This is a genomic window from Microbacterium sp. Leaf351 (genome assembly GCF_001423825.1).
GTDB classification, from domain to species: Bacteria; Actinomycetota; Actinomycetes; order Actinomycetales; family Microbacteriaceae; genus Microbacterium; species Microbacterium ginsengisoli.
In genome coordinates, this window is the sequence record NZ_LMPK01000005.1 from 70,901 (window position 1) to 88,630 (window position 17,730).

Here is a 17,730-nt window from a genome sequence, read left to right on the forward strand (position 1 = left end):
CGAACGCACGGCCGGCCTCGACGCCGCCCTTGAGCTCGAACGAGAGCACCGCGCCGACGCCCTTCGGGGCGTAGCGGTTGGCGGCGGCGTACCAGGGCGAGGTGGGCAGGCCCGAGTAGTTCACGCTCGCGACGTCCTCGTGGTTCTCGAGCCACTCGGCGATCTCCTGCGCGTTCTGCACGTGACGCTCGATGCGCAGCGACAGGGTCTCGAGGCCCTGGATGAGCAGCCAGGCGCTCTGCGGCGCGATGGCGGCGCCGAGGTCGCGCAGCAGCTGCACCCGGGCCTTGATGATGTACGCGAGACCGTCGCCGACCGCCGCGGTGTAGCTGGCGCCGTGGTACGAGGGGTCGGGCTCGGTGAGACCGGGGAACTTGTCGACGTTCTGCGACCACGGGAAGGTGCCGCCGTCGACGATGATGCCGCCGATGGTGGTGCCGTGACCGCCGATGAACTTCGTCGCCGAGTGCACCACGATGTCGGCGCCGTGCTCGAACGGACGGATGAGGTACGGCGTCGCGATCGTGTTGTCGACGATCAGCGGCACGCGGTTCTCGTGCGCGATGTCGGCGACCGTGCGGATGTCGAGCACGTTGATCTTCGGGTTGCCGATCGTCTCGGCGAAGAAGAGCTTCGTGTTCGGGCGCACCGCGCGGCGCCACTCCTCGGGGTCGTCCTGGTTCTCGACGAAGGNNNNGCTCGACGAGACGATGTGGTCTCCGGCCTGCGCGATGTTCAGCACGGCGAACGACTCCGCCGCCTGGCCGCTCGCGACGAGCAGCGAACCGGTGCCGCCCTCGAGCGCGGCGAGGCGCTGCTCGACGACATCCTGGGTGGGGTTCTGGATGCGGGTGTAGATGTTGCCGAACTCGGCCAGCGCGAAGAGGTTCGCGGCGTGGTCCGTGTTGTCGAACACGTAGGAGGTGGTCTGGTAGATCGGCGTGGCACGAGCCTTGGTGACAGGGTCGGGCTGCGCGCCGGTGTGAACCTGCTTGGTCTCGAAACGCCAGTTCTCGGAAGAGGTCATCGGTGCTCCTCTGGGGTGCGGGTGGTGAAGTGGTCGGTGGCTTGCCATGACAGTAGGGGGCGTGCCGGGAGCCGACAAGGGCGCCGACTCGCCGCGTAACACGACGTTCAGCCCCGTCATAGCATCGATGGATGCCGCTCCCTCCGCCCGTGTCTGAGCACCCGCGCGCGCCCGCTAGCGTGGACGGTATGACCAAGCGTGCGGTAGTGACGGGGGCAAGTTCGGGGATCGGCGAGGCGACGGCGCGCAAGCTCCGTGCCGACGGGTGGGACGTGGTGGCCGTCGCCCGCCGCGCGGACCGTCTCGAGGCGCTCGCGGCCGAGACCGGCGTGGTCCCGTTCGCCGCCGACCTCACCGTCGCCGCCGACGTCGCCGCGCTCCGCGACTTCCTCGCCGCCTCCGGATCGGTGAACAGCGTGATCCAGGTCGCGGGTGGTGCTCGCGGCACCGATCACGTCGCCACCGGGGATGTCGACGACTGGCAGTGGATGTACGACGTCAACGTCCTGTCGACGCAGCGGGTCGTGGCATCCCTTCTGCCCCTGCTGCGCGAGGCCGCCAAGGCCGACGGTGTCGCAGACATCGTGATCGTGACCTCGACCGCGGCGCGCGTCGCCTACCAGGGCGGCGGCGGGTACAACGCGGCGAAGGCGGCGGAGTCGGCTCTCGCCCAGGCGCTGCGCCTCGAGCTCAACGGTGAGCCGCTGCGCGTCGTCGAGATCGCGCCGGGCATGGTGCAGACCGAGGAGTTCTCGCTCAACCGACTCGGTGGAGACCAGGGCGCCGCCGACAAGGTGTACGAGGGTGTCGAGGCGCCGCTCGTCGCCGACGACATCGCCGACCTCATCGCGTACGCCGTCGAGGCACCCGGCCACGTGAACCTCGACCTCGTCATCGTGCGCCCGGTGGCTCAGTCGGCGCAGCACGTGCTCGCCCGCGGCCCGCTGCACGTGCGGGAGGGCTGAGCGCCTAGGCTGGTGCGGTGCGCCGCTCGGCGCGGGAAGGACGGCGTCGAGTGGGCGAGGCGAACGAGGAGCGCGAGCATCTGACCTGGGAGGGCTTCGGCGAGGCGTCGAGGTCGCTGTCGCGGGACATCCTCGCGGCCGGGTTCGTGCCCGAGGTCGTCGTGGCGATCGCCCGTGGCGGTCTGCTGCCGGCCGGTGCCATCGCGTACGGGCTGGGCATCAAGAACTGCGGCGCGATCAACGTCGAGTTCTACACCGGCATCGGCACCGTGCTCGACGCCCCCGAGGTGCTGCCGCCGGCGCTCGACCTCTCCTACCTCGAGGGGCGGAAGGTGCTGCTCGTCGACGACGTAGCCGACAGTGGCCGCACGCTCGATCTCGCCGTGAAGCTGCTGGTCGACCGGGGCGCCGAGGTGCGCTCGGTGACGATCTACACGAAGCCGACCACCATCATCGAGCCGGACTTCTCCTGGAAGCGCACCGATCGCTGGATCAACTTCCCGTGGTCGTGGAAGGGCTCGGTCCTCGAAGAGGACGGCGGCCTTCCCGCATCCGCCTGAGAGGCACCGGGATGGCGATGAGTCTGACCGAGCTCGCCGCCGCGGGGCTGGTCGACGAGGGCTGGGCGCGGGCGCTCGAGCCGGTCGGCCCGGACATCGCCGCGCTCGGCGATCGTCTGCGCGCCGAGGTCGCGGTGGGTCGCCACTACCTGCCGTCGGGCGACCGGGTGCTGCGGGCGTTCGCCCGCCCGCTCGCCGAGGTTCGGGTGCTGATCGTCGGGCAGGACCCGTATCCGACACCCGGGCATCCGATCGGACTCTCGTTCGCGGTCGACCCGCATGTGCGGCCGCTACCGCGCTCGCTGGAGAACATCTACCGCGAGCTCGCCGACGACCTCGACCTGCCGAAGGCGCCGCACGGCGACCTGTCGGCATGGGCCGATCAGGGCGTCATGCTGCTCAACCGCGTGCTCACCGTCGCGCCGGGTCAGCCCGCATCCCACCGCGGCTGGGGCTGGGAGAAGGTGACCGAGCACGCGATCCGCACCCTCGTCGCGCGGCAGACGCCCACGGGCGAGGCGGCTCCGCTCGTGGCGATCCTGTGGGGTCGGGATGCCGCGAACCTCCGACCGCTGCTGGGCGAGACGCCGATCATCGAGTCGCCGCATCCGTCACCGCTGTCGGCGCACCGCGGCTTCTTCGGTTCGCGCCCGTTCTCCCGTGCGAACGCGCTGCTGGAAGAGCGCGGCGTCGCCCCGGTCGACTGGCGCATCCCGGCCTGACGGCGCCGTGCGTCGCGAGGCCGTCGTGCGCGTATCCTGGGCGCATGCTGGAGGAGGAATACAACCCGTCGCGCTGGAACCTGTTCCGGCAGCAGCAGCGTCGCGCCGAACTGTCGGAGCGGCCCTTCAGCTACGAGATCCGTGCCGCAGAGGAGAGCGATCTCGCCGACATCCGCGAGATCTACAACTACTACGTCACCAACTCCGTCGTGACCTTCGACGAGAAGAAGTGGTCGCTCGCGAAGTGGCGTGACAAGTTCGCCTACCTTCAGAAGCAGAAGATGCCCTTCCTCGTCGCCGAGTCGCCGACCGGCCAGGTGCTCGGGTACGCGCTCGTGCAGCCGTGGGCGGGCAAGTCCGCGTTCCGCTTCACCGTCGAGGACTCGATCTACCTCGGTCACGCGTCGTCGGGCAAGGGCCTCGGCCGTGCCCTGCTCGAGGCGCTGATCGCCGCGTGCGAGGCGAACGGCATCCGCGAGATCGTCGCCGTCATCAGCGACAAGGGCGCGGAGGGCTCCCTGGCGCTGCACGAGAAGCTCGGCTTCGTCGAGGTCGGTCGGATGGGCCGCGTCGGCTTCAAGTTCGGCCGGTGGCTCGGCACGGTCTACCTGCAGAAGTCGCTGAAGCCGACGAAGAAGCGCGGGCTGTTCGGGCGGCTGCGAGACAGCCCCGACGACGCCCGAGCCGACGCCGACGCCGACGCCGACTGACGCGGCGCGGTCTCAGATGCCGGGGAGCGTCGGGATCGCGGCGAGCAGCTGACGGGTGTACGGATGCTGCGGCTGCGCGAGCACCCGCGCGGTCGTCCCGCGCTCGACGATGCGCCCGGAGGACATGACCACGACCTCGTCGCAGATGCTCTGCACGACCCCGATGTCGTGGGAGACGAGCACGAGGGTCAGGCCCTCGCTGCGGCGCAGGTCGGCCAGCACCTCAAGGATCTGCGCCCGCACCGACACATCGAGGGCCGACAGTGGCTCGTCGCCCACGAGGATGCGCGGCCGGTGCACGATGGCCCGTGCGATCGCGATGCGCTGGCGCTGCCCGCCCGAGAATTCGTGCGGGTAGCGGGCCGCGGCATCCGCATCGAGACCGACGGCCGCGAGCACTTCGGCGACGCGCGCGCGACGGTCGCCGTCGATGCCCAGCGCCCACAGCGGCTCGGCGATGATGCGGCCGACGCGCATGCGGGCATCGAGAGAGGCGTACGGATCCTGGAAGACGATGCCGGTCTCGCGCCGCAGCCAGTGCAGGGCGCGGGCGGGGGAGGCAGCATCCACCTCTCGGCCGTCGATGCGCACACTGCCGGTGGTCGGCGCGTCGAGTGCGAGCAGCAGCCGCACGAGCGTGGACTTGCCCGACCCGGACTCGCCGATGACCCCCAGCGCCGAGCCCTCGGTCACGACGAGGTCGACACCGTCGAGCGCCGTCGTGGTCTCGCGCGGGCCGAACAGGGCGCGGCGCGGCCCGCGGTGCACCCGCGTGAGCCCGCGGGCCTCGATGAGCGCGGTCATGCGGACTCCTCGGGCAGGTCGGATGTCGCGGCCCCGCGCCACAGCGTCGCCGCGGCGTCGCGCAGCAGGCCCCGCGTGACGGGCGAGGCGGGCTCGGTGAGAAGGGTCGTGAGGGGACCGGTCTCGACCACCCGTCCGGCCGAGAGCACGACCGCATGGGTCGCGACCTGGGCGAGCACGGCGAGGTCGTGGGTGATGAACACGAGCGACATGCGGTCCTCGTCGGCGAGTCGGCGCAGCAGTTCGAGGATGCCGGCCTGCACGGTGACGTCGAGTGCCGTCGTCGGCTCGTCGGCGACCAGCAGGCGAGGGCGTGCGGCCAGGGCCATCGCGATCGCGACGCGTTGACGCTGCCCGCCGGAGAGCTGGTGCGGGTAGCGCGCCACGATGCGCTCGGGGTCGGGCAGTGCCACACGGCGGGCGCCCTCGACCGCGAGGCGGCGCCGCTCGGCGCGGGAGCGCTCACCGTGGATCGCGGCCGCCTCGGAGATCTGGCGGCCGACAGTGCGCACCGGGTCGAGGGCCGTCAGCGGGTCCTGGAACACCATGGCGAGCTCCCGCCCGCGACGACGGGCGAGCTCGCGGTCGCGCAGCCCGACGAGTTCGACCCCCTGCCACCGGATGCTGCCCGACACCGCCGCGCCGTCGGGCAAGAGTCCCAGCAGCGCCCGCGCGGTGAGCGACTTGCCCGAGCCCGACGCGCCGATCAGCCCGACGCGCGCGCCCTCGGGCACCGCGAACGTGACGCCGTCGACGACGCGCACGCCGCCGATCTCGACGACGAGGTCGGTCACCTCCAGGCTCACGCGACCACCCCCGGCACGTGGGTGCGGGCGCGGCGGGCGCTGCCGCCGCTCGCGCGCAGCAGGGGATCGGTCGCCTCGCGCAGGGCGTCACCGAGCAGGTTCAGCCCGAGCACGGTGAGCGAGATCGCAAGCCCCGGCCAGACGACCGAGAGCGGGTAGACGCTGATGTACTGCTGCAGTTGCGAGAGCAGCAGGCCCCACGAGGCATCCGTCACCGGCGCCCCGAACCCGAGGTACGACAGCCCCGCCTCGGCGAGCACCGCCACCGCCATGCCCCACGACAGCTGCACGATGAACACCGGCAGCACGTTCGGCAGCAGGTGCCGCCACAGGTTCTGCGCGGGGGTAAGGCCGGCCGCGCGCCCCGCGAGCACGACGTCGCTCAGCAGTACGCGACGCAACTCGGGTCTCGTCACGCGGGCGATGTTCACCCCGAATCCGATGCCCATCGCGACGATGACCACCCAGAGCGACCCGCCCCAGACCGCGGTGATCATCATGGCGATCAGCAGCACGGGGAACGCGATCAGCACGTCGACGACGACCGCGACGCTCTCGCGCACGAGGCGCGGCGTGAGGGCGCCGAGCGCGGCGAGCACGAGACCGAGCACGGTCGCGATGATCCCCGCGCCGACCGCGACGACGACCGTGGTGCGGGCGCCCGCCATGAGCAGGCTCAGGATGTCGCGGCCCGTCGCGTCCGTGCCGAGCAGGTGCGGCCAGCTCGGCAGCTGCCAGCGGATCTCGACGTCGGTGCGCTGCGGATCGAACGGGGTCCAGACCAGGGCGACGGCGGCGGTCGCCAGCACCGCGGCGGCGATGACGAGCCCGATGCGGCCGGCGGGGAGTCGCCACACCCGGGCGATCACACTGTCGCTCATGACGCCTCCCGCTGTCTCGGGTCGATGAGCCGGTGCACCAGGTCAACGGCGAAGCCGACGATGAGCACGAAGGCGGTGAGCGCGAGCAGCTCGCCCTGCACCTTCGGGATGTCCCGTGCCTGCACGTCGGCCACCAGCATCCGTCCGATGCCGGGCAGGGAGAAGAGCTGCTCGATGACGACGGCGCCCACGATGATCGCCGCGATCTGCAGGCCGAGCACGCTGATGATCGAGAGCCCCACGTTCGGCAGCCCGTGGCGCACGAGTGCGCGTGTGCGGGTGAGGCCCTTCGCGGCGGCGGCGGTCACGTAGTCCTGGTCGAGGGCCTGCAGTGTCGCCGAGCGCACGAAGCGCATGAGCAGCGCACCCTCGACGACGCCGATGGTCAGCGCCGGGAGGATGAGGGCGCGCAGCGCGAGCCCCGGATCCGACCAGCCCGAGCGGGGGAAGCCTTGCGCGGGCAGCCAGCCGAGGGTCACGGCGAAGACGATGACGAGCATCATGCCCGCCCAGACGACCGGAACCGCGGCCACGGCCTGCGCGCCGATGCTCAACGCCGCACCTCCCGCGCGGTGCCGCTGCACGGCGGCCACGACGCCGAGGGGCAGGGCGATGACGACGGCGATGAGCAGCGACAACAGGCCGAGCGGCAGTGTCACCTGCGCCTTCTGTCGCAGCTCGTCGCTCACCGAGCTTCCGGTGACGAGCGAGGTGCCCAGGTCGCCGCGCAGCGCTCCGCCGATCCAGTCGAGGTATTGCAGCGGCAGCGGACGGGTCAGGCCCAGCTGATCCCGGATCCGCGCGATCTGCTCGGCAGTCGCGTTGGTTCCGGCGATCAGCTGGGCCACGTCACCCGGCAGCACGTGCAGGGTGAGGAAGATCAGCACGCTGGCGAGGAACAGGCCCAGGATCAGCAGGGCCAGCCGTGTCAGCGTGAATCTGATCACCCGTTGCTCTTCTCCAGGGTGGCGAGGTTGATGCGAGAGTTGACGTTGTCGGCGGGGAAGCCGGTGATGCCCTTGCCGACGGCGACGACCGACTCCCAGTTGTACAGCCAGTCGGCGGCGTTGTCGTCAGCGACGATCTTCGCAGCCTGCGCGAGCAGGTCGTCCACCTGCTGGTCGCTGGTCGCGGCGATCGCCTGCTGGTAGAGCGACTGCACCTGCGGGTTGTTGAACGTGAAGTAGTAGCTCCCGTTCGCCCAGGTGTTGCCGAAGTCTCGCGGCTCGGCGTGGTCGACGAGGCTGAGGTCGTAGTTCTTGTTCGTGTAGACGTCGTTGAGCCACGTCGTGAAGTCGACGCTGTTCACCTTGAGGGTGATGCCGGCGTCGGCGAGGTTCGACGTGAGCAGCTGCGGGATGGTCGTGCCGTAGAACGAGGGCACGGTGAGCGTCAGCGTCAGGTTCGACACTCCCGCGTCAGCGAGAAGCTGCTTGGCCTTGGCCGGGTCGTGGCTGATCGTCGACGACAGGTCCTGGTAGCCGGGGTCCGGCTGCGGGATCGGACCGTAGAGGGGTTTGCCGGAGCCGACAGCGGCGATGATCGCGTTGTGGTCGATCGCGAGGCGGATCGCCTCGCGTACACGGGTGTCGTTCAGCGGCGCCTTCGTGCTGTTGAAGGCGAGCACGAACTTGTCGGTCGCGCTGCCCTTGACGACCGAGAAGTCGCCGCCCTTCTCGACCTGAGAGCTGAGAGTGGCGTCGAAGCCGGTGATGACATCGACCTCGCCCGACTGGGCGGCGGAGATCGCGGCCTGGTTTTCGGGGATGATGTCGAAGACGACCTCGGCGACCTTCGCCTTGTCGCCCCAGTAGGCGTCGTTGCGGGCGAGCGTGATGTTCGCGCCCTGGTTCCACGACTTCAGCGTGAAGGGTCCGGTGCCGTTCGCCTTCGTCTTGTAGTCGACGGTGTCGCCCTTCTTCAGGATGATGCCGGCGCGCCCGGTGAGGTTCCACAGCAGCTGGGAGTCGGGCGACGAGAGGGTGAGCGTGATGGTGTTGCCGGTCGCGCTGATGTTCGACACGTGCGAGAGCGTGGAGCTGTTGGCCCATGTGCTCTCGTCGCGGTGCTGCGTGAGCGACCACACCACGTCGTCGGGCGTCAGCGCCTGACCGTCGTCGAAGGTGACGCCGTCGCGCAGCGTGAACGTGTAGGTGAGCGCATCGGAGGACACCGTCCAGGCGCTCGCGAGCGAGGCGACGATCTTCTGGTCGGGCGTGCGCGAGACGAGGCCCTGATACACGTTGTCGATCAGAACCTGGTCGAGGGCGACCCCCGCGGTCTGGCGGATGTCGAGGTTGGTGGGCTCCAGTGCCAGTCGGATGTTGACGGTGGCGTTGGGGTCGCCAGAAGCGGTCGGTGCGCTGCTGCCCCCGGCGGAGCAGGCGGTGAGTGCGAGGGCGGCGGCGGCCAGGATGGCGGCCCCGGCCAGTGCGGTGCGGCGGAACATGCGGGATCCTCTCGGTGCGGGGATGTCCGTGCTGTGGAACGTCCGTGCGGGGGAAGGGCGCGCGCCGGATCGGCGAGCTTCCCTCAGCCTAGGTCGGGGGCACCGGGCCGCGGCCCAGATGACCGGCCGCCGTCACACGGCGACACGCGACGTCACACGGCCGGTGATCGGCGGCCGGAGGCCGCACGCACGAGGGCCGCCAGCTCGGCCGGGATGTCCTCCTGCACGTTGTGACGCGCAGGCACGGAGACGACGGATGCCGCGGGCAGGCGCCGCGAGAAATCATCGGCGTCACCCGCCGAGACGAACCCGCGCTCGCCGCGGATGAGGGTGATCGGTGCGGTCACGGCGGCGAGGTCGTGCCACCCCGACTCGGACAGCAGATCGCGCACCGCGGAGTCCAAGGTCGGGGCGTCCGCGTCGCCGTTCGCGACGGCGGCGGCGAGGNNNNCGCGGGTCGCCGCGCCACGGCTGCCGCCGAGCCCGAAGGACAGCGCGCGCTCGACCAGCTCGTCGCGGCTCGCCCACGAGGTCGGGCCGGCGAAGAAGGCGCGGATCTGCGCGGGCCCCTCGTCGGGGTTCACGCCGGGGGTGATGTCGACGATCACAAGGCTCGCGACGAGGTCGGGCCGCCGTGCGGCGACGGATGCCGCGGTCAGCCCGCCGAGCGACTGCCCGACGAGCGTCTGCGGCGACGTGGTCCAGGCCTCGAGCGCGCGCACGACGTCGTCCGCGAGAGGACCGGCCGTGTACGCGGCATCCGATCGCCACGACGAGTCGCCGTGACCGGCGAGGTCGATCGAGAGCGCCGGCAGCCCAAGGGCCAGGATCGTCGTGTCGAACGTGTGGGCATTCAGACCCGCTCCGTGAAGGAATGTGACGGCAGGCGGCGCGTCGCCGAAGCGCAGGGCGCTCAGGGTGCGGCCGTCGGGAAGCGCGAGCGTCAACCGCTCGGCGGCGGGGATCGGCCCGGTGGCGCCCAGTTCGGCGGCCTGGGCGGGGAGGAAGGAGAACTCGTCGAAAGCGTCGTCGGTCACCCGCACATTCTGCACCGCACCGCCGGCGGCGGGCGCCGCGTCGTTAGGCTGACAGCGTGACCGCCCCCCGCTCCGCACGCCCGTCGTCTGCCCGCACCCGAGGGTGGCGCTCATGAGCGGTGCGAGCGTCGAGTTGGTCTCGGGAGTCACCAACTTCCGCGACGTCGGCGGCCTCCCGGCCGGGGCCGGCACGACCCGGCACGGGGTGCTGTTCCGGTCGGGGGCGCTGTCTCGTCTCGACGACGACGGGCGACGCACCCTGCACGAACTCGGCGTCGAGCGCATCGTCGACCTGCGATCCGACGACGAGCTGGCGCGCGAGCCCAGCCGGGTGGACGGACTGGGCGTCGAGACCGTGCGCGCGCCGATGTTCGTGGGATCGCTCGAGTCATTCCTCGCCAGCGGCGTCACGCTCGACGACTCCTACCTCGACCTGCTCGAGAACGCCGGGGAGCGCATCGCCACCGTGGCGCACAGCATCGCGGCGGGGCATCCGACTCTCGTGCACTGCGCGATCGGGAAGGACCGCACCGGAGTCTCGGTCGCGGTGACCCTCGCCGCCGCCGGTGTCGACGACGAGGCGATCGTGGGCGACTACGCCCTCACCGAGCAGAACCTGCCGGCCTCGCGGGCCCGGCAGATCCGGGCGTGGCTGGCGCGCGCACACCCGGGCAGCCGCCACCTCGAAGAGCTCTACCTGCACTCACCGGCCCGCGCGATGCGGCATGTGCTCGCGCACCTGCACGAGCGCTGGGGCGACGGCGGTGCCTACCTGCGGGAGGCGGGCGTGTCGGCCGACGAGCTCGCCGCGCTGCGGTCGGCCTTGGTGGTCGCCCCGTGAGCACGTCGCCGGAGCGCACCGCCGTGAAGCCCCCGCTCCTGGTGCCGCGCTGGATCGCCGTGTGGTTCATCGTGACAGCCCTCATCCAGACCTACGACGCCTGCTACGAGCTGCTCGGCCCGCTCTCGCACGCCGGTGGACCGCTCGCCTGGTTCTGGCCGGGGCACGTGTTCTACAGCTCGTTCGACCAGCGCTACGCCCAGGCCGACGCGTTCGGCAGCGCGCAGAGCTGGGCGAACCTGCTCGAGGTGATCGCGCTGATCTGGGTGCTCACGCACCTGCGACGCTGGTCGGGCGTCGTGCTCGGCCTGATCGTGAGCGTCGCGACCTTCTGGAAGACCGTGCTCTACTTCCTCGTCGAGGCCTCGAGCGGACTCGAGATGACCCGACAGTCGCTCGAACGCGGCGACATCGCGGGGTTCCTCAGCGTCGCCGTGCTGCCGAACCTGGTGTGGATCGTCGTGCCGTTCGCGGTGATCGTCGTGCTCGGCCGTCGCATCGTGCGGCGGCTTCAGGCCACCGAGGTGCGCGGCACGTAGTTGCCGTCCTCGAGGCCCGCCTCGATCTCGAACCGGTTGCGGAGGGCGTCGCGCCCCGCGAGCGTGTAGAGCACGGGCATGAGGAACCCGTAGCGGCGCCACTGGCGGGCGTGCACCGCCTCGTGACGCAGCACCCGGTCATCGAGCCGGCCGTCGCCCGTGAGGAAGCAGTTGCCGACGCAGACGCCGCCGCGGGCGAAGGTCCATGACGGCATGCCGCGGAACACCCACAGCTCGCCGCGGCGCTCGACCCGCCCCCGGCTCCACAGGAACCCCCAGGTCCAGCCGACGGTGCAGCCGTACCAGAAGCCGACACGGCTGATCGCGGAGTCGAGCAGCACGGACGGGATGAACCGGTCGAGCCGTCGTCCGCGCGCGACGGCCGCGTCGGCGCGGGCGCGCCAGTCGGCCGGGATGCCGCGGCTCACGCGAGTGCGCCGACGAGTCGCAGGATCGTGCCGAGGTCATCGACCGCGGCCGCGGCGCTGGCCGGCGCGAAGCCGGTGATCGACGCACCCGCGAGCGGCACCCGGGCACGGAGCGCCGCGAGGGCGGCGACGATGCGCGCCGGATCGGCGCCGAACGGCGACGCGGCGGTCAGCCCCGTGATGGCGGCGGGGTCGAGCACGTCGAGGTCGAGGTGCACCCACACCGCGTCGGCATCCGTCTGGCTCACGGCGTCGGCGAGCGCGGTGTCGGCGAGATCGACGGCGTCGAGCCGGGCGAGCGGGGTGTCGGCGAGGAACGCCGACTCGGCGACATCCAGATCGCGGGCACCGACCAGCACGGTGCGGGACGGCGCGATGCCGGGGGAGACCACGAGTGAGGGCTCGCCGCCGCCGAGCGCCGCGCGCAGCGCCATGCCGGCGAACGCGCCCGACACCGAGGAGTCGGGGGTGTGCAGGTCGCCGTGCGCATCGAACCAGACGAGGCCGAGACGCTCGTGGCGGGCGGCGGCGTGGGCGATGCCGCCGAGGGCGACGCTGCAGTCGCCGCCGACGATCACGATGCGGTCGGTCTCCGAGGCGAGGAGGTCGTCGATGCGGGCGCGGGTCTGCTGCAGGGTGCTCAGGCGGTGCACGCGGGTGCCGAGCGCGTCACCCGCCTCGAGCGGCACGTCCACCCGCACACACGCCGATCGCGGCAGGTCGCCGGCGATCGCCTCGGCACCGTCGACGAGCTGCATGGCCCGCGCGGCGGGCGACCCCTGCCACTGCGGCACGACCACGAACCGGGTCATCGGGACTCCTTGCGACGGTGGGCGGGGAAGCGAGAGGGCCGGATGCCGCGGCATCCGGCCCTCTCGTGACCTCAGGGCTGCTGACGGTACTCGTCGGCCTGAGGGAGTGCCTGCGGCTGGGGGGTCGCCGCCGGGTTCAGGGCGGCGGGCGCGGCCCCGGCCTTGAGGGCGGCGAGACGCGCCTCGACCTCGGTGAGCTCGCCGACGTCCTCGAGCGACTCGAACTGGGCGTCGAGGCTGGATGCGGCCAGCTCTGCCTTGCCGGCGGCGAGGGCCTCCTGGCGGCGGATCTTCTCCTCGAAGCGGCCGATCTCGCTGGTCGGGTCGAGCAGGTTCACGCTCTTGACGGCGTCGTGCACCTTGTTCTGAGCCTCGGCGACCTTGGCGCGCGCGACGAGCTCGTTGCGCTTGGTCTTGAGCTCCTCCAGCTTGCCCTTCATGCCGTTCAGGCCCGACTTGAGCTTCTCGACGACCTCGGTCTGCGCCGCGATCTGGGGGGCTGCGGCCTTGGCCTCGGACTCCTCGGAGATCTGACGTTGGATCGCGATCTTGGCGAGGTTGTCGAACTTGTCGGCGTCGGCGAGGTTGCCGACCCCGCGGAATTCGTCGGCCTTGCGGCTGGCGGCGAGGGCCTTGTTGCCCCATTCGGCCGCGGCCTGCACGTCCTCCTGGTGGTCGCGCTCGAGCAGGCGCAGGTTGCCGATCGTCTCCGCGATGGCCGACTCGGCCTCGCGGATGTTGTTCGTGTAGTCGCGGATGAGCTGGTCGATCATCTTCTGCGGGTCCTCCGCCTGATCGAGCAGCGCGTTCACGTTCGCGCGCACGAGGGTCGAGATCCGTCCGAAGATCGATTCCTTGGCCATCGAAGTCCTTTCCGAGGGGGCCGCCCGCGCGGCACCGGCCGCGAGGCGGTCATGGGTGCGATTCGAGTCTATGCATCCGCGGGAATGGGGGCGAGAGGATGCCCCGACTCCGGGGATTCTCCCGGCGGACGGTGCCCGCGCAGCTCGCGGAGGGGCGGACGGACGGGTCGCGGGCGGGTCGCGGGGTCGGTGTCGCCGCACCGGCCTAGGCTCGCTCGTCGGAGGCGACGATGGACGACAGGTACAGCGGCGATGTGCTGGCGGCGGGCTGGCGCGAGCGCGGCCGGCGGGTCGTCCCCGACGTGCCCGCGGCACGCGATCTCGTCGTCGAGGTCGCCTCCGACGGCTTCTGCGGCGCGGTCGTCGCGGTGCGCAGCGGCATGGTCGAGCTCGAAGACCGCCGCGGCGCGGTACGGGTCTTCCCGCTCGGCAGCGGCTTCCTCGTCGACGGCGAGCCCGCGCGGCTCGTCGCCCCGGTCGCCGCCGCCCCCACGGCACCCCGCCGGTCGGCGTCGGGATCGATCGCGGTCGAGAACCATCAGGCGCGCGTCGCGCGGCCGAGTCGCATCCTCGTCGAGGGCCGCCACGACGCCGAGCTCGTCGAGAAGGTGTGGGGGCATGACCTCCGAGTCGACGGCGTCGTCGTCGAGTACCTCGAGGGCGTCGACCACCTCGCCGCCCTGCTCGACGCGGAGCCGCCGGCATCCGATCGCCGGTACGGCGTCCTCGTCGACCACCTCGTCGCGGGATCGAAGGAGTCGCGCATCGCCGAGGGCGTGGCCCGCGGCCGGCACGGCGCGCATGTGCGCATCGTCGGGCACCCGTTCATCGACGTGTGGCAGTGCGTGAAGCCCGCCGCCGTCGGCATCGCCCGCTGGCCCGAAGTGCCGCGCGGCATCGAGTGGAAGGTCGGCGTGTGCCGGGCGCTCGGCTGGCCCGCCGACGACCAGGCCGACATCGCCGCGGCGTGGCAGCGCATCCTGGCGGGCGTGCACACCTACCGCGATCTGGAGCCCGCGCTGCTCGGCCGCGTCGAGGAGCTCATCGACTTCGTCACGGCGTGAGGCGGGGGAGAGCAGTCGTTAGCCTGGACGGATGACCGATCCGGCGCCCGTGTTCCGTGACTCGCCCGTCTCGTTCGTGCGTCGCGGCGGCCGCATGTCCGACGCCCAGACCCGCGCCTGGAACGAGCTCGCACCGCGCTACGTGCTTCCGGTCGAGCGCGTTGTCGCCACGACGAGCGTCGCCGCCGGCAGCGCCGTCGATCCGGCCGAGGTCTACGGTCGACGGGCGTCGCTCATCGTCGAGATCGGCTCCGGTCAGGGGCACGCGATCGTGCACGCCGCCCGCACCCGGCCGGCCGACGACTTCCTCGCCGTCGAGGTGTTCAAGGCGGGGCTCGCGCGCACCATGCTCGACGCGGATGCCGCCTCCCTCACCAATCTGCGCCTGGTCGAGGCGAACGCGCCCGAGGTGCTCGAGCATCTGCTGCCCGCGGCATCCGTCGCCGAGGTGTGGGTGTTCTTCCCCGACCCGTGGCACAAGGTCAAGCACCACAAGCGGCGGCTCGTGGCGCCCGGCTTCCCCGAGATCGTGCGCGCGGCGCTCGCCCCCGGGGGTGCGCTGCGCCTCGCGACCGACTGGGAGGACTACGCCCTGCAGATGCGCGAGGTGCTCGACGCCGCAGACGGGTTCGAACGCGGCTTCCCGGGGGAGTGGGCGGAGCGGTTCGACGGCCGTGTCGAGACGGCCTTCGAGCGCAAGGGCGCACGGGCGGGACGCGACATCCGCGATCTGGTCTACCGCGCGGTCTGAGTGGCGACCGTCGCGCATACGGGATGCCGCCTGAGGGCGTGCTGAAGAGGCGCTCGCGGCGGAATCATGCCATCATCCATTGACACCATCGGCTCCACCGGCGCGCTCGTCGCGCGCCCCACAACGGACTCGTCTTGCCGCGCTGCGGCGGCGGAAGGGACGTCGTGACGACTTCTGGCGACCACGACCTGCGCGGCGCTGCGGGCTCTCTCCCGCCGGCCGCGACCGTGGCGTCCCCGCTGCGTCGGCGCGCCGTGCGCGCCTGGCAGGGACTGCTCGACTGGTTCGAGGAGACCTCTCAGCCGAACCCGGCCGTGCGCCCGGTCACGGCCCGCGCGGTGCGCGCCGTCGTGGGCGTGTGGGCGCTGGGGCGTGGGGTCAACTTCATGCTGATGTTCGTCATGTACGAGCTCGCGCACGCCTTCGGCTGGGCGTTCGGCCCCAACGCGCAGCGGGTGACGACGTTCCTGCAGTTCCTCTCCGACTGGGACGGCGCCCGCTACGGCCGCGTCTCGCAGATCGGCTATCCGACGCAGCTGCCACTCGACGCGTACGGCGCGGTCGTGCCGAACGACTGGGCGTTCCTGCCCGTGTTCCCCTGGCTCGAGCGCATCATCTCGGATGCCACGGGCATCCCGTGGCAGATCGTCGGCATCTCGATCGCCGTGCTCGCCAGCGGCGGTGCGACCATCATGCTCTTCCTGCTGCTGCGGGCTGTCACCTCGCCGACGGCGGCCTGGTGGGGTGCGGTACTCTTCAGCTTCGGCCCGATGTCGTTCATCTTCGTCGTCGGCTACGCGGAGTCGCTCTACCTCTTCCTGCTGTTCGCTGCGATGCTCCTCGCCGTCAAGCGGCGCTATCTGTGGATCATCCCGATCGGGCTCGTCGCGTCGTACACGCGGCCGGGCATCCTGGCGTTCGCGCTCGGTCTCGGGATCGTGTTCGTGACGCGATGGTTCCGTCGCAAGGTCGATCCGTTCCCGCCGTCGCAGCTCGTGAGCCTGATGATCACGGGTCTCGTGCTCGCCGGTGCCGGCCTGTCGTGGTCGTGGATCGCCGACGCCGTCACCGGCACGCCCCACGCGTACCTGCTCACCGAGACGAGCTGGTGGGTGCCGTTTGTCGGGGAGGGGCATTTCGCACCCTTCACCCCGTGGTTCCGCATGGCGTGGACGTTCACGGGCATCATCGGCGTCGTGCTCGTCGCCGCGCTGATCGCGGCGTTCCTGCTGTGGATCTTCTCCCGCCCGGTGCGCAGGCTCGGCATGGTCGTCGCGACCTACGGGTTCGGCTATGGCGTCTACCTGTTCGCAGTGTTCCTGCCACAGCAGAGCATCTTCCGGCTGCTGCTGCCGATGACCCCGATGCTCGGCGACGAGCGGCTCTCGTCGACCCGCCGCCGCCGCATCATCAGCCTCGTCGCGGCGCTCGTCGGCCAGGTGCTCGCGGTGTTGCTGCTGTGGACGATCGGGTTCCCGTAAAGCCTCCGTTCAGCGTCGTGCGGTCGCCGTCGCTGTCGGCGGATGCCGCGGCGGACTGGTAATCTCGACCGGTACGCCTCCGTAGCTCAGGGGATAGAGCGTTGGTTTCCGGTACCAAAGGTCGCAGGTTCGATTCCTGTCGGGGGCACCAGGCGTCACGAGGGATCGCGAGCATTCGCGGTCCCTTGTTTTATGTCCGTGACAACACCGTGACAACAAAAGATCGGCGTTTGGCAGCGTCGAGCGCGGCCGCAACCTGGTCGAGATCGTCCTCGAAGAGGTCGGCGTAGACCTCCAGAGTCATCGCCGCCGACGAGTGACCGAGCATTCGCTGCACCGCTTTGACGTGCGCGCGGGGCCGGCACCTCAACGCTCGCGGCGGTGTGTCGGAGGTCGTGCGGTGCGACCCGCGGGAAGGTGTCGTTGATGCTCTGAGCGTCGCGCACTGCGACCGTGAACCATCCGTTCCGCGATCCCGGGATAAGCAGGTGCGATGTGCCGTCGCGAAGAGTAATTCGTCGCGGCCTTTGCCCTCGGCGAGTTGAGCGAGGGGGAGCGTGAGGAACTCGGCGTAGGGCACCGACGGCGACCGATGGGTCTTCGGCGTGCACCTGGTGCGACACCTTCACCGCGTTCTCTTCTACCTTGACCCGGCGGAGGGTGTCCACGTTCCGGATGCGTAGCGCCGTCGCCGCTCCCCATCGCAATCCCGTGTACGCCAGGAACAACACCAGCGTGGGGTGCCGCGCTGGTCGGCGAGCAGTCGCACCTGAGTGTGCGAGAGGTAGCGCCGCCGCGCATCCGCAGATTTCGGCGGGAGCTTGAGGCCCCGTGCGACGTTGCGCGCGAGCAGACGGTCAGCGACGGCGGCGTCCAGGATGCCGGCGACGATGCCCTGCGAACGCCGGAAAGTTGTCGACCCGCCCTTGAGTGCCGACACCCAGGACTGCACCTCCGAGTGGCGGATCGAGTCGATCACCCGCGCGCCCC

General features: G+C 71.1%; 19 protein-coding genes, 1 tRNA gene and 3 pseudogenes. 10 read left to right on the forward strand and 13 right to left on the reverse strand.

Annotated features, from left to right (window positions below; genetic code table 11):
• Positions 1–693: PLP-dependent transferase (locus ASG00_RS16495; protein WP_442922584.1), on the reverse strand; the 693-nt coding region annotated here is incomplete at both ends.
• Positions 694–697: 4 nt separating this feature from the next.
• Positions 698–1,027 (reverse strand): annotated as a pseudogene (locus ASG00_RS16500) (PLP-dependent transferase); the annotation flags it as partial.
• Between the two features lie 188 nt (positions 1,028–1,215).
• On the opposite strand from ASG00_RS16500, the gene ASG00_RS02330 reads away from it, so the two are divergent.
• From ASG00_RS02330 to ASG00_RS02345, 4 genes are read left to right on the forward strand one after another with little or no spacing between them, the layout of a single operon-like run.
• Positions 1,216–1,992, forward strand: a complete 777-nt coding sequence (locus tag ASG00_RS02330; protein ID WP_045248312.1) for an SDR family NAD(P)-dependent oxidoreductase — start codon at positions 1,216–1,218, stop codon at positions 1,990–1,992.
• A gap of 50 nt (positions 1,993–2,042) precedes the next feature.
• A complete protein-coding gene (locus ASG00_RS02335) occupies positions 2,043–2,552 on the forward strand; it encodes a phosphoribosyltransferase (protein ID WP_056206543.1) in 510 nt (169 codons plus the stop codon).
• Between the two features lie 11 nt (positions 2,553–2,563).
• Positions 2,564–3,274 carry a uracil-DNA glycosylase gene (locus ASG00_RS02340; RefSeq protein WP_056206545.1) on the forward strand — a complete coding sequence of 237 codons (711 nt, stop codon included), beginning with the start codon at positions 2,564–2,566 and terminating at the stop codon, positions 3,272–3,274.
• 44 nt (positions 3,275–3,318) lie between these two features.
• Complete coding sequence (locus tag ASG00_RS02345) at positions 3,319–3,984, forward strand: GNAT family N-acetyltransferase (RefSeq protein ID WP_056206547.1); 666 nt, start codon at positions 3,319–3,321, stop codon at positions 3,982–3,984.
• Positions 3,985–3,996: 12 nt separating this feature from the next.
• Here ASG00_RS02345 and ASG00_RS02350 read toward each other — a convergent pair whose 3' ends face one another.
• The 7 genes and pseudogenes from ASG00_RS02350 to ASG00_RS16510 form a co-directional block, all read right to left on the reverse strand.
• On the reverse strand, positions 3,997–4,788 hold the full coding sequence (locus tag ASG00_RS02350) for an ABC transporter ATP-binding protein (RefSeq protein WP_082482997.1): 792 nt from the start codon (positions 4,786–4,788) through the stop codon (positions 3,997–3,999).
• Positions 4,785–5,594 carry an ABC transporter ATP-binding protein gene (locus ASG00_RS02355; RefSeq protein ID WP_056206548.1) on the reverse strand — a complete coding sequence of 270 codons (810 nt, stop codon included), beginning with the start codon at positions 5,592–5,594 and terminating at the stop codon, positions 4,785–4,787. Before ASG00_RS02355 ends, ASG00_RS02350 begins: the two co-directional genes overlap by 4 nt.
• Positions 5,591–6,475, reverse strand: coding sequence for an ABC transporter permease (locus ASG00_RS02360; RefSeq protein ID WP_056206551.1), 885 nt, complete (start codon positions 6,473–6,475; stop codon positions 5,591–5,593). Before ASG00_RS02360 ends, ASG00_RS02355 begins: the two co-directional genes overlap by 4 nt.
• Positions 6,472–7,422, reverse strand: coding sequence for an ABC transporter permease (locus tag ASG00_RS02365; protein ID WP_045248319.1), 951 nt, complete (start codon positions 7,420–7,422; stop codon positions 6,472–6,474). The genes ASG00_RS02360 and ASG00_RS02365 overlap by 4 nt, the downstream gene beginning before the upstream one ends.
• Positions 7,419–8,924, reverse strand: a complete 1,506-nt coding sequence (locus ASG00_RS02370; protein WP_056206552.1) for an ABC transporter substrate-binding protein — start codon at positions 8,922–8,924, stop codon at positions 7,419–7,421. The genes ASG00_RS02365 and ASG00_RS02370 overlap by 4 nt, the downstream gene beginning before the upstream one ends.
• A gap of 152 nt (positions 8,925–9,076) precedes the next feature.
• On the reverse strand, positions 9,077–9,371 hold a 295-nt coding region (locus ASG00_RS16505; protein WP_442922583.1), incomplete at its 5' end, for an alpha/beta fold hydrolase.
• A 4-nt stretch (positions 9,372–9,375) separates the two neighbouring features.
• Positions 9,376–9,976, reverse strand: a pseudogene (locus ASG00_RS16510) (alpha/beta fold hydrolase); the annotation flags it as partial.
• 97 nt (positions 9,977–10,073) lie between these two features.
• On the opposite strand from ASG00_RS16510, the gene ASG00_RS02380 reads away from it, so the two are divergent.
• Entirely contained in the window at positions 10,074–10,802 is a 729-nt protein-coding gene (locus tag ASG00_RS02380) for a tyrosine-protein phosphatase (protein ID WP_056206554.1), read from the forward strand.
• On the forward strand, positions 10,799–11,341 hold the full coding sequence (locus ASG00_RS02385; protein ID WP_056206556.1) for a hypothetical protein: 543 nt from the start codon (positions 10,799–10,801) through the stop codon (positions 11,339–11,341). Before ASG00_RS02380 ends, ASG00_RS02385 begins: the two co-directional genes overlap by 4 nt.
• Here the strand turns inward: ASG00_RS02385 and ASG00_RS02390 are convergent.
• From ASG00_RS02390 to ASG00_RS02400, 3 genes are all read right to left on the reverse strand, one after another.
• Positions 11,314–11,769: a hypothetical protein gene (locus tag ASG00_RS02390; RefSeq protein ID WP_056206558.1), complete on the reverse strand. Its 456-nt coding sequence runs from the start codon at positions 11,767–11,769 to the stop codon at positions 11,314–11,316. The genes ASG00_RS02385 and ASG00_RS02390 overlap by 28 nt on opposite strands.
• Complete coding sequence (locus tag ASG00_RS02395) at positions 11,766–12,581, reverse strand: arginase family protein (RefSeq protein ID WP_056206559.1); 816 nt, start codon at positions 12,579–12,581, stop codon at positions 11,766–11,768. Before ASG00_RS02395 ends, ASG00_RS02390 begins: the two co-directional genes overlap by 4 nt.
• Positions 12,582–12,652: 71 nt before the next feature.
• A complete protein-coding gene (locus tag ASG00_RS02400) occupies positions 12,653–13,444 on the reverse strand; it encodes a PspA/IM30 family protein (RefSeq protein ID WP_056206561.1) in 792 nt (263 codons plus the stop codon).
• A gap of 230 nt (positions 13,445–13,674) precedes the next feature.
• Here ASG00_RS02400 and ASG00_RS02405 point away from each other — a divergent pair, with 230 nt between their 5' ends.
• From ASG00_RS02405 to ASG00_RS02420, 4 genes are all read left to right on the forward strand, one after another.
• Positions 13,675–14,508: a DUF3097 domain-containing protein gene (locus tag ASG00_RS02405; RefSeq protein WP_056206564.1), complete on the forward strand. Its 834-nt coding sequence runs from the start codon at positions 13,675–13,677 to the stop codon at positions 14,506–14,508.
• 31 nt (positions 14,509–14,539) lie between these two features.
• A complete protein-coding gene (gene trmB, locus ASG00_RS02410; RefSeq protein ID WP_045246646.1) occupies positions 14,540–15,259 on the forward strand; it encodes a tRNA (guanosine(46)-N7)-methyltransferase TrmB in 720 nt (239 codons plus the stop codon).
• Positions 15,260–15,423: 164 nt separating this feature from the next.
• The gene (locus ASG00_RS02415; protein WP_056206567.1) at positions 15,424–16,740 is read left to right on the forward strand and encodes a hypothetical protein; all 1,317 of its coding nucleotides are present in this window, start codon (positions 15,424–15,426) and stop codon (positions 16,738–16,740) included.
• A gap of 75 nt (positions 16,741–16,815) precedes the next feature.
• Positions 16,816–16,891, forward strand: a tRNA-Arg gene (locus ASG00_RS02420).
• A gap of 489 nt (positions 16,892–17,380) precedes the next feature.
• Here the strand turns inward: ASG00_RS02420 and ASG00_RS15130 are convergent.
• A pseudogene (locus ASG00_RS15130) lies at positions 17,381–17,730 on the reverse strand (hypothetical protein); the annotation flags it as partial.